The organism is Cesiribacter sp. SM1 (assembly GCF_020178975.1).
Classification (GTDB): Bacteria; Bacteroidota; Bacteroidia; order Cytophagales; family Cyclobacteriaceae; genus Cesiribacter.
The window spans coordinates 1-3,248 of sequence record NZ_JAHXBU010000055.1; the positions used below are offsets into that span (position 1 = coordinate 1).

The window sequence follows — 3,248 nt, forward strand, 5'->3', positions numbered from 1 at the left end:
GATGGAAGGTATCCACTGCTAACTGGTTGAAGTAGCAGAGCTGCCTTCTTTTGCCTGGCTTTACGGCTATTCTGGCATCAGGGTCTACAGGTGAGTAATGGGTTTTATTGGAGGTGAAGCGGGCCTGCTTTAAGCTGCCTGCAGGAGAAGTAAACTGCTTCTGATGCCAGTTCTCCTGCCTGCTTTCTAGTTCCTGGAGCTCTTCTTTTGATGCAGTGATAGTTTGCTGCTCAAGAGTGGCTTTATTTTCTTTTGCCTTTCTTCTGGCAGTGGAGATCACCGGCCTTGCTTTCTGTAGCTCCTTTTCCAGTTCTTCCTGGGCTACTTTTAACCCCAGCGAATCCATGGAAGCGTTGGCTTTGATCAGGGCAGAATCTACTGCTGCAACAGAACCCGCTACCATACCTGAATCAATACAAAGAGAGAGGATGTGGTTGAAGAGCTTATCAAAAGCCTGCCTGGGCAGCAGCTTTCTGGTACGGCAAAGCGTGGAGTGGCAGGGAAGTTCTTCGCCCAGGTTGTAACCAAGGAAATAAAGCAGATCCAGTCTTAAGCTGCACACTTCCAGCAGCTTTCTGTCAGAGTCAATATTTTCCAGATGCTGAATCAAACAGAGCTTGAAGAATACTGTCGGATCTATGCTCTTCTGACCGCACTTGCCGTAGTAGTGCCTGGTCTGATCATAAAGATAATCAAGCTCAAGCAACTGCTTTAGCCGGTAGTAGAGGTTGTGCCTGGGTATATGATCAGATAAACAAAACTCTGGGCACCTTTCTGTCAACAAATTTATGCCGCCCCTGCATTGCCTTAAATGTTTGTCCCTTAGCTTAACTACAGCTATCTTGGCAGTGTTGTGCAACAGCCACAACAGAATAAAGCAAGCTCCCCCAGCGCATTCAGCCATTGTTTGTGCAGATAGCAAAAGATGCGTACTTTCAGATGGCGCCGGTGAGAGGTCGCCTGCTTTATTCAATGGACGTTGGTCTTAATGCAAAATCGTACCATAGATCTACCGCCGGTTTGGAAAGGGATTCGTATATTTAGATTGGACGAGCAAATAAGAAGTATGAATATACAAGCTTTAAAGTACGAGATCATTGAATGGATCACCAGAACCAATGATAACTCCCTTCTTAAGACCTTAAAATCAATAAAGGACTCTAATTCTGCAACTGCTGACTGGTTTGATAATTTAAGCCAGGAGGAGGTAGAATCTCTGAACAGAGGCATATCGGATCATGATAAAGAGGATGTGCTGACAAGCAAAGAGTTCTGGGCAGGATATGGAGAAAAATTATGAGGTAATCTGGTCAAAGGAGTCGAAGCGGCAGTTTGACAAGATCGTTAGTTATCTCAGGACAGAATGGACTGAAAAGGAAGTTATCAAGTTTGTGCGTAAGCTAAGAGCATTTGAAAAAGTAGTATGCCTGTTCCCAGAGCTATATGCTGAATCAAATAAAAAACCGGAATTCAGAAGAGCAGTCATTACAAAGCACAACTCTGTAATATACAAGATTGACGAAGAGAAGGGACTGATAAGAGTCTATACCATCTTTGACAATAGACAGAGCCCGAAAAAATTAAAATAACACTAAGACCAATCGAGTAGCCCGCCCTGAGCTAAATTGCTCAGGGTGAGGCTCTCACACCACCTGGCATACGGGTCTCGTACCAGGCGGTTCACTGAATCTGAGACTGTGTTTTCAGGTAATAAGAAAGCATGGATTCATAGCCTTTCCTTCTGAGTCTGGATAAGGTGATAGTAGCGAAGAGTATAGGACTTTGAGCCACCGCCCAGCCTCCCATATTCGTTCTACTAAAGGCGTAAGCCAGCCCTTTATCCACTCCCAGCCGGATCAGGTTTTTGCGTTTCCTCTCAGGCTTTTTCCAGTCATGCCAAATACAGTATCTCAGACGGGCTCTTAGCCATTTATCAAGTGCTTCAAGTTTGGCATGGATACTCGCTAAGCGATAGTTATTCACCCATCCTTTCCACACCTCTGAAAGCTTTCGGAGTCTCTCAATGAAACTGCAAGGTTTGGTTTTCTTGGTAAGGCCTTTGAGTTTTCGTTTGAGTGATTCCCAGCTGCTTTTCTTAACAACAAGCTGGTACTTCCCTTTTTCACCTTTCTTATAGGTGGGAACAAAACCATGGCCCAACAGCTGAAAATTAGAAGGCCTGCGAATGCCGCTTTTCTCCCGGTTGATCGGTAATCGAAGTTTATTGCTTAAAAAGATATAGACAGCGTTACCTATCTTTCGGGCTTCAGCCTTTGACCTGGCGTAGATGCTAAAATCATCAGCATAGCGCACATATCGAAGCTTCTTTCTTTCCAGTTCTTTATCCAGTTCATCCAGAAGGATATTAGATAAGAGCGGACTGATCGGGCTACCTTGCGGAACTCCTTTCCTGCGTCTGTGCAGCCTTCCGTTAATGAGGATAGGCGCACGAAGCCACTTTCTAATGAGCCGCAGGGTACCAGGGCATTTTACCCTGTTGTAGATTAGCTGTAGTAGGATCGAATGATCTACCTTATCAAAGAATCCTTCTAAGTCGATATCAATAATGTCCTGAAAGCCACCATTGATGTATTTCAAGGATTGTGATACTGCTTTATGAATGTTCTTTTCCGGGCGAAAGCCATAGCTGTACTCTTCAAAGGTTAATTCGAACCTTGAGCTTAACACCTGACTAACGGCTTGCTGTAGCCACCGATCCACTACTGTGGGAATCCCTAGTAGACGGGTTTTCCCATTGCTTTTAGGTATTTGCACACCCAGGATAGGACTAGGTACGTACGTCCTGTTCAGAACAGATTGGGTAATCCGGTCACGGTTACTTTCCAAGTAGGGAACAAGCTCGTCCACCTGCATATTATCTATTCCCGAGGCACCTTTATTCCGCACTACCTGTCGGTAGGCCTTATAGAGATTATTACGTTTTAGTACCTGTTCTATCATTCCTAGCAAAACTGTTCCTTTGTCCGCTTAAGATCAGGCTGGCAGTGCCTCCTGATCGAATTGAGATGCGATTCAATGTTCAGTCCTTCACCGACTCGTGAGAACTCCGCCTTTATCCCTAGGGTGACGGCTCAAGTCCTGTCAATTACTATGACCTCTTCCGCCGGAATTCTAAGGTTAAGCCAAGGTTTAGGTATATTAAATTTTCAAGATTTGAAGTTATGCAGCTTTGTTATATTGTCGAAGAGCAACATAGGGAGTTTCTCTTTTGATAGTGGCAAAAATGC

At 44.6% G+C, this 3,248-nt stretch carries 4 protein-coding genes; 2 read left to right on the forward strand and 2 right to left on the reverse strand.

Annotated features, from left to right (window positions below):
* Window positions 1-706 (reverse strand): transposase (locus tag KWJ01_RS13050; RefSeq protein ID WP_224996897.1); only part of this gene is annotated, 706 nt, incomplete at its 3' end.
* 360 nt (window positions 707-1,066) lie between these two features.
* Here KWJ01_RS13050 and KWJ01_RS13055 point away from each other — a divergent pair.
* Window positions 1,067-1,300, forward strand: a complete 234-nt coding sequence (locus tag KWJ01_RS13055; RefSeq protein WP_224996899.1) for a hypothetical protein — start codon at window positions 1,067-1,069, stop codon at window positions 1,298-1,300.
* A complete protein-coding gene (locus KWJ01_RS13060; protein WP_224996901.1) occupies window positions 1,284-1,589 on the forward strand; it encodes a type II toxin-antitoxin system RelE/ParE family toxin in 306 nt (101 codons plus the stop codon). Before KWJ01_RS13055 ends, KWJ01_RS13060 begins: the two co-directional genes overlap by 17 nt.
* A gap of 91 nt (window positions 1,590-1,680) precedes the next feature.
* Here the strand turns inward: KWJ01_RS13060 and ltrA are convergent, their stop codons facing one another.
* A complete protein-coding gene (ltrA, locus tag KWJ01_RS13065) occupies window positions 1,681-2,961 on the reverse strand; it encodes a group II intron reverse transcriptase/maturase (RefSeq protein ID WP_224996903.1) in 1,281 nt (426 codons plus the stop codon).
* Window positions 2,962-3,248: the final 287 nt, after the last annotated feature.